The following is a 23,436-nucleotide window of genomic DNA, read 5'->3' as shown; positions in this document are numbered from 1 at the left end:
CTTTGCGGCCTTTAAATCGTTCGTCTGCCCAGAGTTTCGGTTAATTTTTTTCTTACAATAATTGTTTTTTATGAAGCACATATCATTTTTTGAAAAAACAGAGAAAACTTGTGCCTCCTCTGTTTATAGTATTTAAGATAATTAATTTTCTTCACTCATTTTTGATTTTACTTCATCATAAGATAGTGCATGTGATTCCTCTTCTACTGTTTCAGGCATCTTTCCTGTTTCGTATAGAGATTTAATTTGTGTACTATCCAGTGTTTCGTATTTCAATAATGCTTCTGCAATCAGCTTGTGAGTTTCACGATTTGACTGGATAATTTCAGCAGCTTTGTTTCGTGCTTCATTCAATAATGAACGAACTTCTTCGTCAATTTCATAAGCTGTTTGTTCTGAAATTGATTTTTGAGGGCTTTGTGCACCAAACATGGCATGACTTCCTTCATATTGTACTGGACCAAGTTTTTCACTCATACCATACTCTGTAACCATTGCACGCGCCATCTGAGTAGCTTGTTCGAAGTCATTAGATGCTCCAGTTGTTTGGACGTTAAAGATAATCTCTTCAGCTACACGTCCACCCATTAAGCCAGCTAATTGTTCTTTCATATCTTCTTTAGATAGAAGCATTTGGTCTTCCTTAGGAAGTGCAATCATATATCCGCCTGCACGTCCACGTGGTACTATGGTAACTTTATGAACAACACGGGCATTTGACAATACTAGACCGACAATGGTATGTCCTGCCTCATGGTAGGCAACCAATTCACGTTCTTTTTGTGAAACTGTCTTATCTTTCTTAGATGGTCCAGCGATAACACGATCTTCAGCTTCATCAATATCAGAAGCATCAATCACTGATTTATTACGACGAGCTGCAACCAAAGCTGCTTCGTTCAATACATTTTCCAAATCGGCACCAACAAAACCTGGAGTTTGTTGTGCTACCAATTTTAAATCTACATCTTCAGCTAAAGGTTTATTTCTAGCATGGACTTTCAAAATTGCTTCGCGTCCCTTAACATCTGGACGACCAACTAATACTTTTCTATCAAAACGACCTGGACGAAGTAGAGCCGGATCAAGAACATCTGAACGGTTTGTTGCCGCAATGACAATAATTCCTTCATTTCCTTCAAAACCATCCATTTCAATCAAGAGTTGGTTTAAGGTTTGTTCTCGTTCATCATTACCTCCACCTAAACCGACACCACGTTGTCGACCAACGGCATCAATTTCATCAATGAAGATAATAGCTGGTGCTGCTTTTTTTGCATCTTCAAAGAGAGAACGTACACGGCTCGCACCGACACCGACGAACATTTCTACAAAGTCAGAACCTGAAATACTAAAGAATGGTACACCAGCTTCTCCTGCGACTGCTTTGGCAAGTAATGTCTTACCGGTTCCCGGAGGCCCCTCTAAGAGAACACCAGCTGGAATCCGGGCACCCAATTTTGTAAATCGTTTTGGATCTTTTAAGAATTCAACAACTTCAACAAGTTCTTGTTTTTCTTCCTCTGCGCCTGCGACATCTGAGAAGCGAACTTTGATATCTTCTTTATTAGCAGCTTTAGCTTTACTACGTCCAAAGCTCATTGGATTACGTCCACTATTTCCGCCCATATTTCCCATCATAGAGAAGAGGAAGAAGAATAAGATAGCAAATGGTACTACTGAAACCAGGATGTTAATCCACATACCACTTGAGCTTTCGTGTTTCACTTCAATTTGTGTTTGATGTTCACTTGCTAGCTTTTGCAAATCCGCTACAGTTGTATCTGATGGGAGGACAATACTTGTAAATTTCTCTACTTTTGTAGCAGAGGGTGTAAAAAATTGAATTCCCGTTTCCTGTTTCTCTGTCTTAGCAGTTTTGTAGACACCATACACTTCAATAACACTACCACTTGGTTGGTAGGTCATTTCTTTTACATTGTCGTTAGTGATTTCCTGAACCAATTCTGAGTACTTAATTTGTTGACTATGACCAGCGGATCTACCAGCAAAAAAGTACTGGAATCCTGTCACTAGCAAGAAAATCATCAACAAATAAAGAAATGGATTTTTTATGAAACCATTATTTTGTTTTTGCATTCAAACACTTACCCTTCTATTTTGAGTAAACTTCCTCTTTCAATACACCTACATAAGGAAGGTTACGATAGTTTTCATTATAGTCTAAACCGTAGCCTACAACAAATTCATTTGGAATTGTAAAACATGTATAATCTGCTTCGATTTCTACTGTACGACCTTCTGGTTTATCAAGCATTGTGACAATCTTAACAGAAGCTGCTTCTCTTGCAGTAAACATATCTCTCAAACTCTTCAAGGTTTGACCAGTATCAATAATATCTTCTACAAAGACAACATGTCGACCTTTAATATCTTGAGTTACGTCTTGTTTAATATTAATGACACCACTACTTACAGTCCCACCATGATAGCTAGAGACCATCATAAAGTCCATTTCAAGATGTGTATCAATATATTTCACCAATTCTGCCATAAAAGGAATAGAACCTTTTAGAATTCCAACTAAAATCGGATTTTTTCCCTCATAATCTTTTGTCAACTGAGCACCCAATTTTTTAGCTGCTTCTGTAATTTCATCTTGTGAAATCAAAATTTTCTTGATATCTTTTTCTAACATGATTTTACCTATCTATTTTTTCTATATAAAGTACAGTGTTCATTATATCATTTTTCATTTTTTTACTCAAATCACTGATTTCAATTCCTAAAACTGAACAAATTTTTCCAAATTGCTCAATGATAATAGCTTTTTCTCGATTTTCTTTAGGAATTTTTAAATCAATAAAAAGTCGTCTTAGTTTTTTACGATGACCATTTTTTATCAAATAATCACCAGGCTGTCGATGCCGTATAATCAACGATGTTTCACGGGAAACATTTATTTGTTGAACATTTTCTCCTTTTAGGGGGATTCCAAATGAAAATAGAAAACCTTCATAATAAACTTGATTTTGATAGTTTAACACACACTCACTACTTTTTTCATCAGACTTTGGTCTGATTTTACCAATTTGAAAGTGCTGGTATTCTTTTATAAGTTCATAACCATTTTTTATACTATGGCGATATTGGCTCTTAGTTTTTAAAATATGATGAATTTCTTGAAATTGTTCTCTTGTTACATTTAAATCAGCAAAACAACTAAGGTATTGTTGTAGTAAAACTCGCTGTGTTGATTCACTAAAAGACAAAAACTGAGTTAAATCTTCCACATTGACTGTTTGAGATAATTCAGTCAGAGCAATTTGATAGTCAGATACTTCTTTTCCAAACTCTAAAAACGCTCTCTTTACCTGAATATTTTCTTTTTCCAGTTGTGGTAAGTAAATATTACGAACTCGATTGCGAAAATAATGATTTTCTTTATTCGTCCTATCTTCAAAATGCTCAACTTCAGGAAAATCCTTCTTATAAAAAGAAAGCAACGGACGAATTAATTCTCCCTTATCAAACTTTTGTCTCTCTTTTATAGCTGATAAATGTTGTAGTCTAACACCCCTAATCATTCGCATAAAAATCGTCTCAGCCTGATCATCTGCATGATGAGCTGTTACAAGGGCTGTAGAGGAAGTTTTCCCCATTACTTTCCTAAAAAATTTATAGCGAAATTGACGAGCATTTGCTTCTGAAAAATCTCCAGTAAAATGAGCTACGTAAATTGGAACTCCAACTTGTTCAGCTAGTTTTATTAATTCATATTCTTCATGATCAGATTCTAATCGTTGTTTATGGTTTACATGAGCTAAAAATAATTCAATCCCAAGTTCTTCTTGGTAAGTTGAAAGGAGATGAAAAAGAAACATCGAATCCAATCCACCAGACAAGGCTAGTACAACTCGTGAATGATCTTTAAAATAACCTTTTTCTAGAAAATGATTTAAAAAATCTCGGTCTCTCATTTTAGGACCTCATAGACATCCTTAGCAATTTTAGAAATGGTATCATAATCAGAATTTTTGGTAAAGATTGCAATAATGAAAGGAGAATCTGTATAGACTATTCCTACATCGTGTTTAAATTCATCTGCATCCCCAATTTTATGGGCTACCTTAGCAGAAATATTCTTAGCAATCCTCTGATTATCAAAAGCTGTTTGTGATAGGGATTCTAAAACAAAACCATTCTGATTATAAATAGATTCCATAACTTGACCAGCCATTTTAGCTGAAGCCAACTTATCTGTCACATCCCATTCCCCACCTGCGATAGTAGCCATCTCTTTTTTAAAGGCTTCATCTGATTTATTCGTAATATAATAACCAAGAATATTATGAGCTACATTGTCAGATTCTTTTGCAGTTTTTGTGATTAAATCTTTGAGAGTGTAGTCTTTATTGTCTGCTGTTTTAGGGAGATTTCCGCTTCCTTCAGGTTTATAAGAACCAGGGAAATCATTCACTTCAGAAACGTACTTCAATTTCGTGTCAAGTTGGTAATCACCTTGATTGATTTTTTCTTGAACATAATAAAGATAAGGCAATTTCATAACACTAGCAGCGTACATTTTTTGATCTTCATTAATCCCAGCTTCCTTACCTGTACTCAATTGTTTAATATAAATAGAGAACTGTTCATTTTGATAATTTGCAGATAGCAACTCTTGTACTTTCTGAATACGATTATCATCATCGGAAATATCATCCGTCGAAATCCAACCAGTTTGTTTGATATGTAAAAATTCATGCCCACCAGCAAAAATAGACATATCTACTTCAACATCTTGATAGGGTACCAAAGTAGATTTTAATTCTTGTTTATCATAAGGGCTATTATAGACAATAAATTCAGGTTCTAACCACACTCGTTTAGAAAAATTGTTGACATTTGAACTATCGTATAAAAGTCGTTTATCGGCCATCACAAACTGATTATTAGACAATTTAAAGACAGGCTGTCCTTGTTTATTTAATTTCCATTCTAAAACAGATAATTTTGTATCTGCATTGACTTTTCCTGATTCTTTAATCAAATCTTCTGTAGAATAAACAGATGTTTCACCATAAAATTTTGGAGATTCTATAACATCTTGATAGTAAAAATGATACGAAGCGTGGGTTAAGGAATAAACTTCTTGTTTTGGAATGATAACTGGATTCTCAGTGCTTACTACTTGGACACTTTTTAAAAAAATAGGAAGTAGCAATATCACTAAAAATTTACGCATTCTTTTTTTCCTCTTCTTCCTGTAACCGTAACAGATGATTTTTTTGAGCTAACTCTTCTAATTTTTCATCTGACTGACTTAAAAATTGTTCAATAATATCTAATAAATTTTCCATTTTACATTACCTAGGAAGTAAGTCCGGAATAGTATAAACTTCTTCCCATGATTTTGAATAGTAATATTTTGCACGCAAATACTTGGCTGCGTATGTTTCGTCCTTTAATTTGGTTGCAAGATTTGATTCTTTATCTTTTTCATCGCTCAATTCTTGATACTGTTTTTTCAGATTGGCTAACTGTTGGCGACGTTCGAGTAGTTGCTGATAACTTTGAGTCAAATTATAGGTTGGTAGGATGAACAACAACATAATCAAAATCAAAACCCAGCCCATAAAACGATTTCGTCTTTGTCGTTCTTCCATCAAGTATTTACGACGTTGGTGTTCATTTTGAATAAAAGAATTATTCATTTGCACAATTTTTTTATACATCGTTTTCTACCCTTGTTTCGCTGATAATTTCATACATACCTGCAGCATCTTCTTTTTTAGTGCTATCTTTCATTTCTAACACTTTTACGAGCAACAATTTATTTCCAAAACGAATTTCGACTTGATCGTTGATTTTTAAATCTGTAGAGCTCTTGGCAAGAATACCATTTACCTTGATACGTCCCTTATCTGCAACTTCTTTAGCCACTGTACGACGCTTAATAATTCTTGATACTTTTAAATATTTATCTAATCTCATTTTTATTACCTCAAATTATTATTGTACCATTTTTCTACCTTTTATAGAAGAAAAAAGATAACTCCTAATGTGACTCTTTTGATTCTTTTATGTTTGCTAATGATTCTCCAAAAGTTAAAAGACCTTCTAAAATTTCATAATCTTTTTTATTTCGAATATCAAATACAACTTCAATTAAACCTTGATTTTCTGAAATATTGGCCTTCAAACTTGTCTGAGATAGAGCCTGGAAATAATCTTGTGTTAAAAATAGTTGTTGCGAAATTTTTTCAAATTGAATAACAAGCTTATTATTTCTTCTTTCAACACGATTGACAAACACTTTATCAAGATATGCTTTAGCTAATCCAATTTCTAAAAGGTAAGCAACCACATCTGGATATTCTCCAAAACGGTCGATCAACTCATCTTGTAATTCTTCGTAGTTGACACGATTGTCAATTTGACGAATTCTCTTGTAAATTTCAATTTTATGCCGTTCATCTGAAATGTACTCATCCGGAAGATAAGCGTCAATTTGTAGAATTAACTCAGCATTTCCTTTTTCACGTTTCTTGTCAGTTCCATTTTTCTTAGCAATTGCTTCTTCTAGTAACTGAGAATACAACTCAAACCCAACAGAATCAATAAAACCAGACTGTGAACTTCCTAAAAGATTCCCAGCTCCACGAATGGATAAATCACGCATAGCGATTTTGAAACCAGAACCTAGTTCAGTAAAACCTTTGATGGCCTCTAATCTTTTCTCAGAAACTTCTGTCAAGGTTTTATCTGGACGATACATGAGATAAGCATATGCAATTCGATTACTACGACCAACCCGACCTCTTAATTGATACAAGGTTGACAATCCCATATGATCTGAATTTTCTATAAACAAGGTATTAGCATTTGGAATATCTACTCCTGTCTCGATGATTGTTGTAGTTACTAAAATATCATATTCACCTTCAATGAAATCAAGAAGTGTATTTTCTAAGCGAATTTCACTCATTTGTCCATGAACAAAACCAATTGAAGCTTCTGGAATCAACTCTTGTAACTCTGAAACCTTCTTTTCAATCGTGTCAACTTTGTTGTAAAGATAGTAAACTTGACCACCACGATCCATTTCTCTCAATACAGCATCACGAATGACACGATCATTCTGTTCAAGAACATAGGTTTGAACAGGATATCGATTAGTTGGAGGTGTTTCGATGACAGATAAATCTCGGATACCTAGCATAGACATATGAAGAGTTCGAGGAATTGGTGTCGCTGTCAAGGTTAAGACATCAACCTTCTTTTTTAATTCCTTGAGAGCTTCCTTATGCTTAACACCAAAACGTTGTTCTTCATCAATAATCATCAACCCCAAATCTGCAAACTCAACATCTTTAGATAAAACTCTATGGGTCCCTATCAAAATATCTACTTGACCTTTTTTCAATTTTTTAAGTGTCTCAGTCTGCTCTTTCTTACTTCTAAAACGACTCAAAACATCTACATTGACAGCAAATTGTTCAAATCTTTCCTTAAAATTACTGTAATGTTGCTGAGCAAGAACGGTAGTTGGTACTAAAACAACAACCTGTTTATGATCATTGACAGCCTTAAATGCAGCTCGCATAGCTACTTCTGTCTTACCAAATCCAACATCTCCAACTAAAAGTCGGTCCATCGGTTGAGAAGCCTGCATATCTTTCTTGATCTCTTCGATACTTCGAAGTTGGTCCTCAGTCTCTACATATGGGAATGCTTCGTCAAAAGCAACCTGATCTTCATCATCTTTTGAAAATGCATATCCTTTAAGTTGACTTCTCTCGGCATATAACTTAATCAAGTCATCTGCAATATCTTCAACTTGACTCTTTACTTTTTGCTTGGCTTTTTTAAAACGTCCATCGTTTAATTTGTTTAACTTTGGAGCCTTACCATCACTAGAGACATACTTAGAAAGAGTCTGTATCTGCTCTACAGGGATGGAAATACGGTCTCCATTTTGATATAGGACACTTACGTAGTCTCGATGAATTCCTTTGATTTCAATCGTTTCAATCCCTAAATATTGACCAATACCATGAATTTGATGAACAACATAATCTCCTTTTTGGAGTTCATTATAATCCTTTAATCGTTCAGCGTTACTGATATTTTGTCTTCGATACTTGCGTTTAATCTTCTTTTTAAAAATTTCATATTCAGTGATAAATACAAGATTTTCATCTACAAAATGAAAGCCATGTCGCAGATTTCCTTCAACAAGATTGACAGTTCCTTTACAGATTTTACTTTCATTACTATTATCAAATTTAATATCGTATTCATCAAGAATCGTTGACAGTTTCTTTAGTTCAGTTTTGCTACTTGCTTGAAGAATAATCGTATACTTTAATTTTTTGTAACGTTCAATTTCTTCTTTCAGAAAAGAAAACTGATTAAAGAACTCTTGCATAGGATATTGATTGAACTGGTACAGATTATTAAATTTCAAATTTCCAAGCCCTTTTTGAAAATTTGAAAAGAAAGTCGCTGGTACATATTTTTTAAACTGACTTTCTACATCAGCAAAATATTGTAAATTTGACACTGATTTACTATTATGTAAATCATCTGTAAAGTAGCTAGCTGTTTCCTTATCAAAAGCATCGTACTGGTTCATGATTTTTTGAAAATCATCAAATATAACAGGAACTTGATTCAAATAGTCTATCAATGTCCATTGTTTTTTATAAAATACAGACAAAAACTTGCGAATATCTGTATGAAGAACTTGCTCTTTCGTGCAACTAAAAACTTCTTCTAAGTAAGACTTTAAAGTTGGAGAAAGTGCCTTATCAATCTCATGTTCTAAAAATTTCAGGCCACGATGATAATCTTCAAAAGTTAGTAAAATATCACTTGCTGGATATATCAGTACTTTAGACTGACTGTCTTTAGAAAGCTGAGTTTCAGTATCAAATTCTCTTATACCATCAATTTCATCACCAAAAAATTCTATTCGGTAAGGAGATACTTGTGAGGTTTCAAAGATATCTAGAATATCTCCACGAAGGCTAAATTCTCCCTGACTTTGAACTTGTGTAACTTTCTTATAACCAAGAGAAATTAAGTGATTTTTTAATTCTCTTTGTTCGCATTCCTGGCCCACTTGAAGTTCTAAGATACTATTATCAAAAACTTGAGGATTTGGTAAGAATACCCGACTAGCTGCGACGTTACAAACTAAAATCCCTCTTTGAGACTTATCTCGTAGAAACCGCAGAGCTTCAACCCGAGAAAAAATCTTTTCCTGAGATGATACCAAAAATTCGACCATTGGTGAATCATCTACTAGAAATGGATAAACCAGATCCGAACCTAGTATAGAGATTAGATCATTGACCAGACGCTCAGCCTCTCCATATGTAGAAGTCATCACTAAAACCTTATCCTGACTCTTCAGACTACTAGCAATAGCTAAAGATTTTGCTGATCCAGAAAGACCTAGCAATAATTGTCTTTGTTTCTGTGGTAGGTTCTCATGCCAAGATAGGATTTGTTTATTCTCTAAAAAGAAATCGATTAATGCCATTTCCTTACCCATTATATTTCTGCATCGTCTTTTCAAAGTTTTTTTCTTGTAAATAATAATTTACAGCATCGTCAACCTTGTCAATAGATTGTAAAATACCAATATAATCTTCTTGATCAAACTTACTCAAAACATGGTGAACAACAGACATTCCTTTTTTAGGTCTACCTATACCAATCTTTACTCGATTGAAAACCTGTGTACCAATATGTTGGATAATTGACTTGATACCATTATGACCGCCAGCTGATCCTTTAGCGCGAAGTCGAATTTTTCCTACTTCCATGTCAAGATCATCGTAAATAATCAGTAAATCTTCAATATCTAAACCATAATAGGTTAATAAAGCATGAACTGCTTTCCCACTTTCATTCATAAAAGTTGTTGGTTTCACTAGATAAATTTTTTCACCATTAAGGAAAAATGAAGCTAATTCAGCTTGGAATATTTTATCGTGTGTAAATGATACATTCTGTTTTTTTGCTAGTTGGTCAATCAACATAAAACCAACATTATGTTTAGTTTCAAAATATTTATCCCCTGGATTTCCCAATCCTACAAGTAATTTTGTCATTTATATTTCCTTTCAAAAGTCAAAAGGGTTGGAATTTTTTTCCAACCTAATTGACATTATTTTAAATACTGATTAAACGTTAAAGCGGAATTCCATAATATCGCCATCTTGCACGACATATTCTTTTCCCTCTTCACGCAAACGTCCAGCTTCTTTTACAGCCTTTTCAGAGCCATATTTTACCAAATCGTCATAAGACATGGTCACTGCACGAATAAATCCTTTTTCAAAGTCTGAGTGAATGATACCAGCAGCTTGAGGAGCTTTCATGCCACGTTTAAAGGTCCAAGCACGAACCTCTTTTTCACCAGCTGTGAAGTAAGTTCCAAGTCCAAGCAAGTGATAAGCTGCGCGAGTCAACTTGTCAACGCCTGATTCTGTCAACCCAAGTGCTTCAAGAAACTCTTGCTTGTCTTCTTCGTCTAACTCAGAAATTTCTTCCTCAGCACGCGCAGAAATAACGACTACCTCTGCATTTTCTGTCGCTGCAAATTCTCGAATTTGTTTCACATAATCAATAGAGTCTGGGTCTCCAACAACATCCTCATCCACATTCGCTACATAAAGAACTGGTTTAGTGGTCAAGAGGAAAAGACCTTTGACAACCTTTTGCTCTTCATCTGTAAATTCAATGGTACGTGCTGATTTACCGTCTTCAAGAACTGGTTTAATCTTTTGAAGAACGTTAAATTCTGCAACTGATTCCTTATCTTTTTGCGTACGCGCCATTTTTTCTACACGCGCATAGCGTTTATTAACTGATTCTAAGTCAGCAAGAATCAACTCTAGGTTAATGGTATCAATATCTGCTAGCGGATCCACAAAGGCATCTTCACGACCTTGCTCACGCATGACATTTTCATCATCAAAGGCACGAACCACATGAACAATCGCATCAACTTCACGGATGTTGGCCAAGAATTTATTCCCAAGACCTTCTCCTCTTGATGCTCCTTTTACAATCCCTGCAATATCTGTAAATTCAAAGGTTGTTGGAACTGTCTTTTTAGGAGTAATCATTTCCGTCAATTTTTGGAGGCGTTCATCTGGAACTTCTACCATTCCAACGTTTGGATCAATGGTCGCAAAAGGATAGTTTGCAGCCTCTGCTCCTGCTTTTGTAATTGCATTAAATAGGGTTGATTTACCAACGTTTGGTAAACCAACGATACCTGCTGTTAAAGCCATAGTTTCTCATTCTCCGTTCACATTTCAATCTTCAATATTATAACACAAAAAGGGAAAACTTGCTAACCCTCTAACTAGGGTTCTTAGTCGATGATTTTACTCATTTTTCTTTCAAAATCATAGCGACTCATCATGACTACGTGGTCACAATTACTACATTTTATTTTGATATCTGCACCAACACGAGTAATTTCCCAGCGATTTGCCTTTTTGCCTGTTGACTTAATCGTACAAGCATGTGGTTTTTTCATTTCAATAAAATTTCCAACTTGATACATAGTTAGTCTCCTTTTTCTTTTTCGATTATATCATAAAAGAGGCGAGCTAGGCTCAACCTCTTTCCATTAATTTGTACGAACTGGCGTGATGAGCTGCATGAAATCTTCATCTGTATCAGCTGGAACCAGAGTAAATGGACGAACTGCTGAAATAAAGCTGATTGTAACTTTTTCGCTATTCAAAGCTTTTAATGCTTCAATCAAATAAGTTGGGTTGAAACTAATTGTCAAATCAGCACCACTTACATTTTCAGCATCAATTTCTTCATTTACTTTCCCTACTTCTGGAGAGTGAACATGGGCACTTACAATTCCTTCTTTGATTTCTAATTTAACAGTACCATTTTGTGTCGCACTTGATAAGAGGCGAGCACGTTCCATAGATTGACGTAGTTTAGCAACGTCAAAGGTAACTGTTGTATTGAAATCTGTTGGAATCAAACGATCTGTATCTGGATAATTTCCTTCTAAGAGACGTGTGTAGAAGCTAATATTTTCACTTCTAAAGAGAATTTGATTATTGGCGAAGAAAATCTCTACTGTTTCGATATCATCCGTAAAAACAGCTGAAAATTCGCGTAGAGAACGACTTGGGATGACAACATCAAAATCATCACTATTTTTTTCAAGAGTCAATTTCTTCTGACTGAGACGGTGAGAGTCTGTTGCAACTGTTTTTAATTCTTTGTGGTTGCTTAAAACAAAGTGGACACCTGTCAAAATAGGACGACTTTCTTGGGTGCTAGCTGCAAAAGCAGTTTCATTGATAATCTTTTTAAGAAGTTTTGTTTCAAGAACTAGAGGATTACTTGCAGAAATTTCTTGGATACGTGGATACTGCTCGCTATCCTTTCCCTTTAGGGTAATTTCTGATTTACCACTTGTTAAGACAATTTGCTTTTGTTCAATCTCTTTAAAATCAAGTGTTACATCTGGAAGACTTGAAACAACGTTGATAAAGAAAGAGGCTTCTAAGAGAACTGAACCTAAAGAATTAATCAAGAGACCTGCATTTTCATTTTTTTGCGAAATGAAATTTTCGATTGAGATTTGACCATTTGATCCAATCAAGGTAATTCCTTCATTGGTAACATCAATTTTTACAGTTGATAAAATAGGAATAGCATTTTTTGAGCTAATAGCTCTCTTTGTTGTATTTAAGGCTTGCAAAAATAAGTTTTTATTAATTGAAAAATGAATCATGGATTCTCCTTTATTCTTTTTATTATTAGAAGGATAATAGTAATAATAGAGCGTGTGAAATCTGTGGAAAAATACTTGTAATCAAGAAAACTCAAGGACATAGCCTTGTTTAAAAGATGTGGATAAATAAGAGTTTTTTAAAAAAGTTATCCACAAGTTATTTGATTTTCTTTTTGATGTTTTCAATTTCTATACGTAAATTGTCATCTGTTTCAAGCATAGATTTGATTTTTCCATGAGCGTGAATGACCGTTGTGTGGTCTTTGCCACCAAACTCTTTTCCAATCTTAGGAAGGCTATTATCAGTCATTTCTCTGGCTAGGTACATAGCAACTTGACGAGCTAAAACAATATTTTGAACACGTCTGGTTCCCTTCATTTCCTTGACACTAACACCATAGAAGTTTCCAACTTCTGTTTGTATTTTATCAATTGGAATCACAATCATTTTGCTAACGTCCTGTTTACGAGCACGAATAGCTTCAGCGGCGATGTCAACTGTGATATCGTTAATCTTTTTGACTTTGGCCATTAGGCTGATGTCGTTTAGTGCCCCCTCGAGTTCTCGCACGTTAGAGTCAAATTGTCCAGCTAAGTATTCGAGTGTATCATTCTGAAAATGATAATTGAGCTGTTCAGTCTTACTCTGTAAAATCGCAATACGTGTTTCAAAATCAGGTGGTGTGATATCTGTCGTTAATCCCCACGAGAAGCGCGTGACCAGACGTTCAGGTAGACTCTCTAAATGTTCAGGCCTACGGTCACTCGTCAAAACAATCTGTTTATTATTATTGTGAAGGGCGTTAAATGTATTGAAAAACTCTTCCTGAGTTTGTACTTTCTTTCCACTAAGTGATTGAATATCATCAATGAGTAGGAGGTCTAAACTACGGTAAGTTTTCTTGAATTTTTCCATATCATTAAGTCTCAAATGCTCTAGAAATTCATTAATAAAACTTTCAGCAGGTATGTATTTTACACGCGCATTTGGGCTCTTTTTTAGAATTTCATTTCCAAGGGCATTTAACAGGTGAGTTTTTCCAAGTCCAGGCCCTCCGTAGATAAATAGAGGATTGTAAGTTAATCCTGGATCTTCAGAAACAGCCAAAGCAGCAGACTTAGCCCAAACATTACCATCCCCTTGAACAAAATTATCGAAAGTATACTTTTCCTTGAGTCCAGTTTCAGAATATGGAATAGTGGATTGACTTGGTTGATAATCGTTGCCAGGTTCAGACTCGAAAGCTACTTGTGAGCTCGCTTCTTCAACTTTCGTGAAGATATAATGAGCTTTTATTTCAGTATCATAGATTTCAAAACCTGCTGCTAAAAGCATTCCATTGATATTTCGTTCCCAGAATATCTGCATTTCATCGCGGGGTAAGAAAATCGTTGCAGTATTTTCTTCAACTTTAACCAGTTTTGCGTCTAAAATATAGAAATCATAAACTGACTGAGTTAATTTATCATGTGCAAGTTCTAAAAGACGATTCCAAAATTGTTTTTCCTTCAATGATTTCCTCCTCCTTTACTATAGAATTTAAAAGGTTTATTGATAGAATCATTTTACCATAGATAAGATTATTTTTCCACAAGTTGTGGAAAACAATTAACAATGTTTTTAAATGTTATCCACATTTTGTGGATAACTAAGAAAAATTCTGAAATACTGGGCTTTTAAAAACTAAAATGCAGTGGATAACTATGTTCGTTAAGAATACTAAAATAACAGCCTTATTTCAGGCTGTTAATAAATTGTTGGTATTCATCTTGGTTATGGAAGGAAATTGAAATTTTACCACTATCTTTTTTTTGTAGCTTAATCTGAACATCTAATCCGAGTATTTTTTTCAATTTTTGCTCTTCTTCTTTGACAAAGTGGTCTTTTTCTTTTTTGCTGCTCTTCTTCGTTTTTTGTAGTATTTGTTCAACTTGTCGAACAGAGAGATTTTCAGTTTGAATACGATTCAAGAGTTTATCTTGTTTATCACTTGATAATTGAATGAGGAGTCTAGCATGAGCTTGAGAAAGTCTACCACTTTCAACTTCTGTCAGGATATGTTTAGGTAATCCTAACAATCGAACTAGGTTTGTAATATAAGGTCGAGATTTCCCCATTTTTTCAGCAATTTCTGTGTGGGTAAAACCTTTATCAATTAAGGATTGATATGCTTTAGCTTCCTCGATAGGATTTAAATTTTCTCGTTGGAGATTCTCAATGATAGAATGAAGCATCATATCTTGATCAGAAAGTTGCTTAACAATGACTGGAACTTCTGAAAGTCCAGCAGCTATTAAAGCACGATACCGTCTTTCTCCAGCTAGAATTTCATATCCAAGTACTGGAGATTTTCTAACGATAATAGGCTGAATCAAGCCGTTTTCCTTAATAGATTGTGCCAGTTCTTGAATTTTTTCTTCTGAAAATTCCTTACGAGGTTGATAGGGATTTTTTTGAATATCTTTTATTTGAACAATTTTAAATTCTTCCATAATTCTACATTAACACAACTTAGATATTCTGTAAAGCAACTTTACATATCTGTAAACTACTTATCTAAATCACTAGTACTTTTATCTAATTTAATAGTTGTTGTTTCTTCCTTACCATCACGGTAGTAAGTAACAGTCATACTGTCTCCAATAGAATGACTATATAAAGCACTTTGCAATTCAGTAGTGGAAGAAATAGCTTTATCATCTATTTTTGTAATGACGTCATATTGTTGCAGATGTCCATTGGCAGGCATATTTTTTTGAACAGAACGAACAGCTACACCAGAAGTAACATTTCCAGGAAGTTTTAGTTTTTGAAGATCAGTTGTACTAAGATTTGATAAGTTAACCATGTGGATTCCAAGAGCAGGTCGAGTTACTTTTCCATCTTTTTCCAACTGCTTGATAATATTAATTACATCGTTTGCAGGAATGGCAAAACCAAGACCTTCGACAGATGTTCCACCATTAGAGGCAATCTTACTTGATGTAATACCGATAACTTGGCCTTGGATATTAATCAAAGGACCACCTGAGTTCCCAGGGTTAATAGCTGTATCTGTTTGGATAGCATTGGTTGAGATAGCTTGTCCGTCTTCAGATTTTAGAGATACATTTCTATTTAAACTTGATACAATCCCCTGTGTCACAGTATTGGCATATTCAGAACCTAGAGGACTTCCGATTGCAATAGCTGTTTCTCCAACTGTTAGTTGACTAGAATCACCAAATTCGGCTACTGTTGTGACCTTATCTGCAGCAATTTTTACAACGGCAATATCTGAATAAGTATCAGAACCCACAATTTCACCAGGGACTTTTGTGCCATCTGCTAAACGAATATCAACTTTTTTAGCACCATTAATAACGTGAGTATTGGTTACAAGGTAAGCAGTATCCCCTTCCTTTTTATAAATGACACCAGAACCTTCGCTGTATACTTGTTCAGCATTGGTATCTGTATCAGTTTCATCAGATCCGAGTAAACTATTTTGAGAGTTTGATGAGTAAGTAATGACAGATACAACAGCATCTTTAACTTTATCAACTGCTTGTGTAGTTGAATTTTCATTTTTTACAGCTGTTTTGCTGACAGTCGTTGTAGTTGTCGTACCACTATTTTGTTTTTGACTGAGCTGCAATGTGGTAAAAGTACCTAAAATACCACTAAAAAAGCTAATGAGAATGACTACTAAAAGTTGTCCCCATTTTTTGGAACTAGTTTTTAAGTTTTTCATAGAAGCCTCCATGTTTTTTTATCAATGAAAGTATAAAATAGCTAGCTTAATCCAAGCTTAAAAACAAAAAGTTTTTCACAACTTGTGGATAACTTTCGAAAACCTGTGAATTTATTGAAGTTTTTCAAAATCTTATCTGTGAATAAGATGTGAAATTGAGTGTGAATATGTTAGAATAGAAGAATGAAAATTAAAGTGGTAACAGTTGGAAAACTGAAAGAAAAATATCTCAAAGATGGCATAGCAGAATACTCCAAGAGAATTTCACGATTTGCTAATCTAGAAATTATTGAGTTGGCTGATGAAAAAACACAAGATCGGGCCAGCGAATCTGAAAATCAAAAGATTTTGGAGTTGGAAGGGAACCGCATTCTTGCTAAAGTAGGGGAACGTGATTTTGTAGTTGTTTTAGCTATTGAAGGAACAACTTTTTCTTCTGAAGAGTTCAGTAAGCAGCTTGAAAGGGCTTCTATCAATGGATTTTCGACAATCACTTTTATCATTGGTGGGAGTTTAGGACTATCTCCAGAGGTGAAAAAAAGAGCCAATCTCTCTGTTAGTTTTGGGAGATTGACGCTTCCTCATCAACTAATGAGATTAGTCTTAGTAGAACAAATTTATAGAGCGTTTTCGATTCAACAGGGCTCTCCCTATCATAAATAGATGATTGACTAAGCTAGCTTTTTTTGATAAGATAGATTAGTAAGGTCTCATAGCTCAGCTGGATAGAGCATTCGCCTTCTAAGCGAACGGTCGCAGGTTCGAATCCTGCTGGGATCAGTGTTAAATCGTAAGCTGGGAAAAAACCCCAGCTTTTTTTGTAAAAATTTGACATTTCAGAATAAAATTTGAGCATTTGAGAAATAATTCTCTATAGGTATCGTAGATTTTATATAATATTTTTGTAAGTTAATTTACAAGAAAAACATTATAGGAGTTTATATTATGAAAAAGAATACAGATTTTGCTCAAATGAAAGATTTCCAAGAATTGAACGAAAAAGAACTGCAGGAAATCAGAGGTGGGGATATAAGATTACCTCATATTATAAAAAAATTATTTTCAAAATAATATAAAATAGTGGTAAGATAGGGAGCTATAATGAATTTAGTTATATTAGGAACAATTTTTCTTCATATCTATATTCTAACAATTAGTTATGGAATAATTTGTAAGATAGCAAGAAAAGAAAGATATTGGTTTGGAATTTATCTATTTTTATTCCAACTTTTAGCTGAATTTTGCTTTGATTTTATTTCCTTATCTGGATTAGGATTTGAAAAATTTTTATTTCCTATTTTTCTCTACGCATATCTAAAAATTTTTAAAAAATACGATAAGTATCAAGCAGGATTTATCAGTATACTACTGTCATTACTATATAATAGTAGCCATACATTTATATCTGTAACTTTATCATCTATAATAGGAGATCAATTAGTAATACAGCATGAAGAACTCTTCTTTTTTGTAGTTCTATCATTAACTTATTTTGCAATCAAAAAAATCATTACTTATTTCCACTTGGAAATGACCTATTTTGATAAAGACTACCTCTATCCATTTTTAAAAAATGTGCTAGTTGCTTTCTTCACCTTACATATCCTCTTATTTATTTCAGATATTGTGAGTACTTTTCCCAATTTAAACAGTTTTGGAAGTATTTTATCTTCTATTGTTTTTGTTTGTCTACTTTTGACCTTCTTTTCCATGAATTCTCACAAAGTTCAGATAGAAAAAGAAATCGAATTGGAACAAAAGAAGTTTGAGCAAAAACATTTACAAACTTACACAGATGAGATTGTTACCTTATATAATGAAATTCGTGGTTTTCGCCATGATTATACAGGTATGCTTGTCAGCTTAAGAATGGCGATTGAAAGTAAAGATTTACAAGAAATTGACAGAGTTTACAGTGAAGTACTTGTAAAGGCGAATCAAAAATTACGTTCAGACAAGTATACCTATTTCGATTTGAACAATATTGAGGATTCAGCACTTCGTAGTTTGATTGCTCAATCTATTGTCAATGCGAAAACTAATGATGTAGAGTACACATTAGAGGTAAAAGATATCATTACCCCTTTGTCTATGGAACTGTTAGATTTGGTGCGCGTGATGAGCGTTCTGCTCAATAATGCTGTTGAAGGGGCAGTTGAAAGCTATCAGAAACAACTAGAGGTAGCTATCATCAAGTTGGATCTTGAAACCTTAGTTGTCATCCAAAACTCTTGTAAAAAAAGAAAGGTAAAATCCGAAGATTTATTTGAATTAGGATTTTCAACTAAAGGAAGACATAGAGGACTTGGACTCAATAATGTTAAAGAAATTTTAGGAAAATATGACAATGTTATTTTAGAAACAGAAATTGATAATGATGTATTTAAACAAGTAATTAGATTTAAGAGGGAACTGATATGAAAGTATTGATTTTAGAAGATATTATAGAACACCAAGTAAGGTTGGAAACAACTCTAAATAAAATTTCTAAGGAAACAAATATTCCTATCTCCTATAAAACAACAGGAAAAGTAAGAGAGTTTATGGAATATGTAGAGCATGATGAAGTCAATCAGCTGTATTTTCTAGATATTGATATCAATGGGATTGAGAGAAAAGGATTTGAGGTTGCTCAATTTATTCGTCATCGCAATCCTTATGCCATTATTGTTTTTATTACAAGTCGATCTGAATTTGCTACTTTGACTTATAAATACAAAGTTTCAGCATTGGATTTCATTGATAAAGAAACCAGTGATCAAGTTTTTAAAAATAGAGTTGCCGACTGTGTGCTTTACACTAAGACTACTTTACTTGAAAACCAATCAGTCGTTGATTATTTTGATTATAGTTATAAAGGAAATGATCTTTGTATTCCTTATCATGATATTCTCTACATTGAGACAACTGGAACTTCTCATAAATTACGAATTGTAGGTAAGAATTTTGCCAAAGAATTCTATGGAACAATGACAGATATTCAAGAAAAGGATAAGGAACCCCAACGTTTTTATCTAGCTCACAAGTCATTTTTAGTCAATATTGGTAATGTGAGAGAAATTGATCGTAAAAAAATGGAAGTTGTATTTTATGAAGATCATCGTTGTCCTATCTCTCGCCTAAAAACTAAAAAATTGAGAGAACTAATGGCTAAAAACCAAAAAAAGTAATTGACAATTTTTGATAAATTGATATAATGGTTATATCTGCTACAGGTAGAGGGTCCGTTGGTTAAGAAATCGTCTTTTCATAGCGGTAACACGGGTTCTAATTCCGTACGGACTATTTAATCCGCCATAGCTCAGTTGGTAGTAGCGCATGACTGTTAATCATGATGTCGTAGGTTCGAGTCCTACTGGCGGAGTCGGATGAAAGGAACACTAATTTGGTGTTCCTTTTTTTGATTCTTTGTCCGATGTAATGAGGGGAGGCATACCTAACATACGGATAGATAATGATTTGTGTCCGAAAATAAAACTAAGGAAATTGTATTGCATTAGTATTAGCCTAATAAGAACAACAAAATAGGCTCCATAATATCCATAGGGGGTTGATTCTCTATAACTATTATAGAGCTTTTTATTAATTTGTATCCCCTAACATTTTCATTAAAAAGTCCGTGATTTCTTGTGGACTTTCTTTTTTTCCGTGGGCAATCCAGGTTTGACAGACTCCAAAGAGAGCATTTGTTAGGTAGACGCTACTGTATTCTAATTCTACTTCATTTAGTTTGAGTTGCATAAAACGTTTTTGAAGGTCTGTGCTCAGTAGGATGTGAAGTTTATTTCTCAAGAAATTTTGAATTTCCTTGGTTCCATTTTCAGATAAAAGAGCTGCTAGAAGTGGTTCTGATTCTAAGTATTCAAATACTTCTAGAATGGCATCTCGTTTGTGATTAGCATGTTTTTGAAAGATATATTCGAAGGTATGAAATAGTTTACTTTGGTAATGTTCAATCATATCGTATTTATCTTTGTAATGAGTATAGAAACTGGAGCGGCTAATTCCAGCTTTTTGTGCTAATTTAACAGTTGTAATCTGATCGAATGGTTGTTCCATCAATAATTCTACCATAGCATTTTCGATAATGCGCTTGGTTTTTAATCGTTTATTACTCTCTTGCATGTTCCCTCCAGATGAACATTTTTAGACAATGTGTTCAAAAATAGTTTTTTTATCTTGTCTTTTTAATTTTTTTATGTATAATCTATTATATCAAAAATTTAGACAAGTAGTTTAAAAAAGGAGACAATATGTTTAAAGAATGGAAAGCAATCTTTAAAAAACCGACATTTATTATTGTCATGATAGGAATTTCCTTAATTCCAGCTCTTTACAATATCATTTTCTTATCATCAATGTGGGATCCATATGGTAAACTTTCGGAGTTACCTGTAGCAATTGTTAATAAGGATCAAGCTGCTACTTATAATGATGAAAAACTCACTATTGGTGAAGACATGGTGTCTAATTTAAAAGATAGTAATAGCCTGGATTTTCATTTTGTAGATGAAGGTGAGGGAGAAAGAGGACTGCGGGATGGAGATTATTATATGGTTGTAACGTTGCCAAGTAATCTTTCTGAGAAAGCTTCTTCTATCCTTACAAATCATCCTGAACAGATGAAGATTGACTATCAGACATCAAGTGGTCATAGTTTTATTGCAAGCAAGATGAGTGATTCTGCCATGACACAAATCAAACAGACTGTGGCTACTAATGTTACTCAATCTTATACCAAAGCTTTATTTGAGAAGATGGGTGATTTAAAACTTGGTTTATCTCAAGCGGCAAATGCAAGTTTACAGTTGGCTGATGGTTCGAATCAACTTTCGGATGGGAGTCAAACCTTAACAACCAATCTTCAAACCCTAGCTCAATCGAGTCTCACATTTTCTAATGGTGCTGATCAATTATCTACAGGTTTAGGAACCTATACAGCTGGTGTAAATCAGTTAAATCTTGGTCTTGGTAATTTTAATACTGGTTTAAATCAATATACCAGTGCTATTTCACAAATTGATAATGGATTAAACCAACTGAATTCACAGACACCGGCACTGGTATCAGGATTGACTCAACTTGATGCAGGCACACAAGCCTATACAGGTGGTGTTTCTCAACTTAATTCAGGATTAAATCAATTTTCACTTGGTATTGATACTTATACAAATGGAGTTCAAAGTCTATCATCAGGTGCAAATCAGATTTCTACTAAATCAGAGACTCTACGTACAGGACTAACACAACTTAATCAAGGTATTCAAGAACTTTCTACTCAATTAGATGGGGCAAACCAACAGAAAGATCAGATTAAACAATTAGCAACTAGTTTAGAGCAATTTAATCAAGCTATTCAAAATATTCAAACAGCAGATAGTGGAGAGATAACACAAGTAACAAACCAGCTTTCTAGTAGTCTATCAACGATTGCAAATTCAGCACAGAGCATCATTACTTCAAATCAATCTGAAAAAGAAACTACTTTATCAGCTATTCAATCTACTAGTGCTTATCAAAGCTTAACTCCTGACCAACAGGCAGAGATAACTTCTGTGGTTTCTAATCCATCATCTTCTGCCAGTGAGTCAGCACGAACAATTTTAACTACAGTTCAAACGTTACAATCTTCTTTAGAAAATGTAACCACTCAAACAAATAGTTTAACTCAATTAAAGAATCATTCAAGTCAATTATTACCAACTGCTTCTTCAACATTGACAAGTTTGTCAAGTGGATTAACACAGGTTCAAACAGCAATTGATGGTCAGTTATTGCCAGCTAGTCAAACTCTTGCATCTGGTATTGACAGCTATACAAAATCTGTAGACCAAGTAGCTTTAGGAGCAAGTCAGTTGAGTTCGAAAAATTCGAACTTGACAGGAAGTTTCAATAAGTTGCTACAAGGCTCTAATCAGTTGACAGAAAAATCTTCTACATTGACAGGTGCTACTGCTAAATTAGCAGCGAATGGGCCAGAATTAACAACAGGAATTGATAAACTTGCATCAGGTGTCAACCAAGTAAACAATAAAACATCAGATTTAACTGCTGGATTTAATCAATTACAAGCGGGTTCTCAACAATTAGCTGATAAATCAGACCAGCTAGTTTCAGGAGCAAATCAACTGGCTAATGGTTCTGAAAAAATAGCTAGTGGAGCAGATCAACTTGCTCAAGGATCTGAAATTTTACAATCAGGACTCGGAAAATTAAGTGATGGTTCAAGTCAATTAAATCAAGGGTTGACAGATGCTGATAAACAATTGAATAAGGCTTCAACTGAACCAAAAAATGCAGACTTACTGGCTGATCCTTTGAGTCTTTCAAAAACTGATACGGATCAAGTAGCAGTTAATGGAATTGCCATGGCTCCATATATGATATCAGTTGCTCTCTTTGTTGCGGCTATTTCTACTAATATGATTTTTGCTAAATTGCCTTCTGGGCGCCATCCAGAAAGTCGCTGGGCTTGGTTTAAGTCTCGCTTTGAAATTAACGGTATCATTGCTGGTTTGGCAGGAGTATTAGTTTATGGTGGAGTACATTTAATTGGACTTACTGCAGTTCACGAATTCAAAACTTTAGCTTTGATCATTTTAACCAGCCTTGCTTTCATGGCGATGGTAACAGCATTGACAACCTGGAATTCTCGCCTAGGCGCCTTCTTCTCTTTAATTTTATTACTCCTTCAATTAGCATCAAGTGCAGGAACTTATCCTTTAGCTTTGACGAATCAATTCTTTAAAACTATTAATCCATGGTTACCTATGAGTTATTCAGTTTCAGGTTTTCGACAAACCATTTCTATGACAGGTAATATTCATAGTCAGATTATTTTCCTTATCTTTACAATAATGATTTTTGTTGCTTTAGGAATGCTAGCCTATCAACCTAAAAAAGCTGAAGAAGACTAAAAACAATCGACCAATTCGGTCGATTGTTTTT

At 34.2% G+C, this 23,436-nt stretch carries 21 protein-coding genes and 2 tRNA genes; 7 read left to right on the top strand and 16 right to left on the bottom strand.

What is annotated here, in order from left to right; all coding sequences use genetic code 11:
- Positions 1 to 141: 141 nt before the first annotated feature.
- The 15 genes from ftsH to HMPREF2795_RS05865 form a co-directional block, all read right to left on the bottom strand.
- A complete protein-coding gene (gene ftsH / locus HMPREF2795_RS05930) occupies positions 142 to 2,100 on the bottom strand; it encodes an ATP-dependent zinc metalloprotease FtsH (RefSeq protein WP_001171816.1) in 1,959 nt (652 codons plus the stop codon).
- 16 nt (positions 2,101 to 2,116) lie between these two features.
- Positions 2,117 to 2,659, bottom strand: coding sequence for a hypoxanthine phosphoribosyltransferase (hpt, locus tag HMPREF2795_RS05925; protein WP_000890190.1), 543 nt, complete (start codon positions 2,657 to 2,659; stop codon positions 2,117 to 2,119).
- Positions 2,660 to 2,663: 4 nt separating this feature from the next.
- The gene (gene tilS, locus HMPREF2795_RS05920) at positions 2,664 to 3,941 is read right to left on the bottom strand and encodes a tRNA lysidine(34) synthetase TilS (RefSeq protein ID WP_001205615.1); all 1,278 of its coding nucleotides are present in this window, start codon (positions 3,939 to 3,941) and stop codon (positions 2,664 to 2,666) included.
- Complete coding sequence (locus HMPREF2795_RS05915; protein WP_001224805.1) at positions 3,938 to 5,206, bottom strand: serine hydrolase; 1,269 nt, start codon at positions 5,204 to 5,206, stop codon at positions 3,938 to 3,940. Before HMPREF2795_RS05915 ends, tilS begins: the two co-directional genes overlap by 4 nt.
- Entirely contained in the window at positions 5,199 to 5,321 is a 123-nt protein-coding gene (locus tag HMPREF2795_RS10925) for an SP_0009 family protein (protein ID WP_000429332.1), read from the bottom strand. The genes HMPREF2795_RS05915 and HMPREF2795_RS10925 overlap by 8 nt, the downstream gene beginning before the upstream one ends.
- A gap of 6 nt (positions 5,322 to 5,327) precedes the next feature.
- A complete protein-coding gene (locus tag HMPREF2795_RS05910) occupies positions 5,328 to 5,696 on the bottom strand; it encodes a septum formation initiator family protein (protein WP_075228438.1) in 369 nt (122 codons plus the stop codon).
- Positions 5,689 to 5,955 carry an RNA-binding S4 domain-containing protein gene (locus HMPREF2795_RS05905; RefSeq protein ID WP_001234970.1) on the bottom strand — a complete coding sequence of 89 codons (267 nt, stop codon included), beginning with the start codon at positions 5,953 to 5,955 and terminating at the stop codon, positions 5,689 to 5,691. The genes HMPREF2795_RS05910 and HMPREF2795_RS05905 overlap by 8 nt, the downstream gene beginning before the upstream one ends.
- A gap of 64 nt (positions 5,956 to 6,019) precedes the next feature.
- Positions 6,020 to 9,523, bottom strand: coding sequence for a transcription-repair coupling factor (mfd, locus tag HMPREF2795_RS05900; RefSeq protein WP_000514112.1), 3,504 nt, complete (start codon positions 9,521 to 9,523; stop codon positions 6,020 to 6,022).
- A complete protein-coding gene (gene pth, locus HMPREF2795_RS05895) occupies positions 9,516 to 10,085 on the bottom strand; it encodes an aminoacyl-tRNA hydrolase (protein ID WP_000163915.1) in 570 nt (189 codons plus the stop codon). The genes mfd and pth overlap by 8 nt, the downstream gene beginning before the upstream one ends.
- A 72-nt stretch (positions 10,086 to 10,157) precedes the next feature.
- The gene (gene ychF, locus HMPREF2795_RS05890; protein ID WP_001218725.1) at positions 10,158 to 11,273 is read right to left on the bottom strand and encodes a redox-regulated ATPase YchF; all 1,116 of its coding nucleotides are present in this window, start codon (positions 11,271 to 11,273) and stop codon (positions 10,158 to 10,160) included.
- Positions 11,274 to 11,356: 83 nt separating this feature from the next.
- Positions 11,357 to 11,551, bottom strand: coding sequence for a DUF951 domain-containing protein (locus tag HMPREF2795_RS05885; protein WP_075228437.1), 195 nt, complete (start codon positions 11,549 to 11,551; stop codon positions 11,357 to 11,359).
- A gap of 66 nt (positions 11,552 to 11,617) precedes the next feature.
- On the bottom strand, positions 11,618 to 12,754 hold the full coding sequence (dnaN, locus tag HMPREF2795_RS05880) for a DNA polymerase III subunit beta (RefSeq protein WP_075228436.1): 1,137 nt from the start codon (positions 12,752 to 12,754) through the stop codon (positions 11,618 to 11,620).
- A gap of 157 nt (positions 12,755 to 12,911) precedes the next feature.
- On the bottom strand, positions 12,912 to 14,267 hold the full coding sequence (gene dnaA, locus HMPREF2795_RS05875) for a chromosomal replication initiator protein DnaA (RefSeq protein WP_075228435.1): 1,356 nt from the start codon (positions 14,265 to 14,267) through the stop codon (positions 12,912 to 12,914).
- Positions 14,268 to 14,488: 221 nt separating this feature from the next.
- Entirely contained in the window at positions 14,489 to 15,247 is a 759-nt protein-coding gene (locus HMPREF2795_RS05870) for a ParB/RepB/Spo0J family partition protein (protein ID WP_000390821.1), read from the bottom strand.
- Positions 15,248 to 15,303: 56 nt separating this feature from the next.
- The gene (locus HMPREF2795_RS05865) at positions 15,304 to 16,488 is read right to left on the bottom strand and encodes a serine protease HtrA (RefSeq protein ID WP_000793272.1); all 1,185 of its coding nucleotides are present in this window, start codon (positions 16,486 to 16,488) and stop codon (positions 15,304 to 15,306) included.
- A 183-nt stretch (positions 16,489 to 16,671) separates the two neighbouring features.
- Here HMPREF2795_RS05865 and rlmH point away from each other — a divergent pair, with 183 nt between their 5' ends.
- The 6 genes from rlmH (at position 16,672) to HMPREF2795_RS05835 (ending at position 19,852) form a co-directional block, all read left to right on the top strand.
- Positions 16,672 to 17,151: a 23S rRNA (pseudouridine(1915)-N(3))-methyltransferase RlmH gene (gene rlmH / locus HMPREF2795_RS05860; protein WP_000695941.1), complete on the top strand. Its 480-nt coding sequence runs from the start codon at positions 16,672 to 16,674 to the stop codon at positions 17,149 to 17,151.
- Between the two features lie 43 nt (positions 17,152 to 17,194).
- Positions 17,195 to 17,268, top strand: a tRNA-Arg gene (locus HMPREF2795_RS05855).
- A gap of 165 nt (positions 17,269 to 17,433) precedes the next feature.
- Positions 17,434 to 17,559, top strand: a complete 126-nt coding sequence (locus HMPREF2795_RS05850) for a ComC/BlpC family leader-containing pheromone/bacteriocin (RefSeq protein ID WP_007555225.1) — start codon at positions 17,434 to 17,436, stop codon at positions 17,557 to 17,559.
- A gap of 30 nt (positions 17,560 to 17,589) precedes the next feature.
- Positions 17,590 to 18,909, top strand: a complete 1,320-nt coding sequence (gene comD / locus HMPREF2795_RS05845; protein WP_001054986.1) for a competence system sensor histidine kinase ComD — start codon at positions 17,590 to 17,592, stop codon at positions 18,907 to 18,909.
- Positions 18,906 to 19,658, top strand: a complete 753-nt coding sequence (gene comE, locus HMPREF2795_RS05840; RefSeq protein ID WP_000866056.1) for a competence system response regulator transcription factor ComE — start codon at positions 18,906 to 18,908, stop codon at positions 19,656 to 19,658. Before comD ends, comE begins: the two co-directional genes overlap by 4 nt.
- Before the next feature lie 120 nt (positions 19,659 to 19,778).
- Positions 19,779 to 19,852, top strand: a tRNA-Asn gene (locus tag HMPREF2795_RS05835).
- 218 nt (positions 19,853 to 20,070) lie between these two features.
- Here HMPREF2795_RS05835 and HMPREF2795_RS05830 read toward each other — a convergent pair.
- On the bottom strand, positions 20,071 to 20,613 hold the full coding sequence (locus HMPREF2795_RS05830) for a TetR/AcrR family transcriptional regulator (RefSeq protein WP_001158257.1): 543 nt from the start codon (positions 20,611 to 20,613) through the stop codon (positions 20,071 to 20,073).
- Positions 20,614 to 20,741: 128 nt separating this feature from the next.
- Between HMPREF2795_RS05830 and HMPREF2795_RS05825 the strand changes: the two genes are divergently transcribed.
- The gene (locus HMPREF2795_RS05825; RefSeq protein WP_000472054.1) at positions 20,742 to 23,405 is read left to right on the top strand and encodes a YhgE/Pip domain-containing protein; all 2,664 of its coding nucleotides are present in this window, start codon (positions 20,742 to 20,744) and stop codon (positions 23,403 to 23,405) included.
- The last annotated feature ends 31 nt before the right edge of the window (positions 23,406 to 23,436 follow it).

The sequence above is a fragment of the Streptococcus sp. HMSC056C01 genome, from assembly GCF_001811305.1.
Taxonomy (GTDB): Bacteria; Bacillota; Bacilli; order Lactobacillales; family Streptococcaceae; genus Streptococcus.
This window is presented reverse-complemented; position numbering and strand designations above follow the sequence as displayed.